This window comes from Geminocystis sp. CENA526 (assembly GCF_050753365.1).
Lineage (GTDB): Bacteria > Cyanobacteriota > Cyanobacteriia > Cyanobacteriales > Cyanobacteriaceae > Geminocystis.
The window spans coordinates 1-1,016 of sequence record NZ_JBLZFY010000317.1; the positions used below are offsets into that span (position 1 = coordinate 1).

The following is a 1,016-nucleotide window of genomic DNA, read 5'->3' on the forward strand; positions in this document are numbered from 1 at the left end:
AGTTAAGATTACAACCAAATAAACCTTATCAATTTAATGTTGAAGCCTTTGATCAAGCAAACAAAAAAATGTCAACGATCGGGGTAAGATGGATAAAATGGACTTGCGATCGAGGTGGAGAAATAAGCGATAATGGTATTTTTACAGGGAATCTTCAAGAAGAAGAAGCCGTTATCACTGCAAGGTTAAATAACGTTACAGATTCGGTGACAATTAAGTTATTACCTATTTTAAGTTCGATCGAAATTAGCCCCAATTATCGTACCATAGAACCCCATCAAAGTATTCAATTTAGTGCCAAAGGATTTGATCAATTTCAGCGAGAATTTTCTTTAGATAATCTTCAATGGTATGCAGATGAAGGTATCATTAATAATGATGGTTATTATCGAGGATTAGACTATGAAAATGAAGTAACAATAACCGCAAAATCAGGGGAAATTAAATCGTCTATTATCCTCACAATTAGAGATCGATCGAGACTAACTAGAATCAAAATTAGTCCTGAATATATCACCATTAATCCTAATGGTTCATATCAATTTTTTGTGATCGGATTAGATCAAAGAAATGAGAGAATTTCGATCGATCATAATATCGATAATATTGAATGGAATGTCGATGAAGGATATATAAATAATTCTGGTTTATACTCTACTGATGAAGATCAACAAGGCTATTATTATATCACTGCTAAAATAGAGAATTTTACCGCTCAAGCAACAGTTTATATTCCCCGAATAATCAGGAGTCTTAACATTTCTCCTCAAAATATTAGCCTAAATCCTGAAGAAGAATGTCAATTTATTTTACAAGGTTTTGATCAACAAAATAACCTTGTCAATATCAGTAATGCTGATTGGAGATGTGAATTTGGAGGAAATATCAATAATCGAGGAATTTTTACTGGTGGTTATCAAAGAAAACAAGTAAAAGTAACTGCTATTGTTGATGGTGTCAAAGCTGAAACAGTGGTGACAATTTTACCAGTATTAAGACGTTTAGAAATTACTCCC

1 protein-coding gene is annotated in these 1,016 nt (G+C 32.4%); it reads left to right on the plus strand.

Annotated elements, in window-relative coordinates; genetic code table 11:
* Positions 1-1,016, plus strand: a 1,016-nt coding sequence (locus ACN4EE_RS23640; RefSeq protein WP_431708957.1) for a hypothetical protein, incomplete at both ends; no start/stop codon positions are given.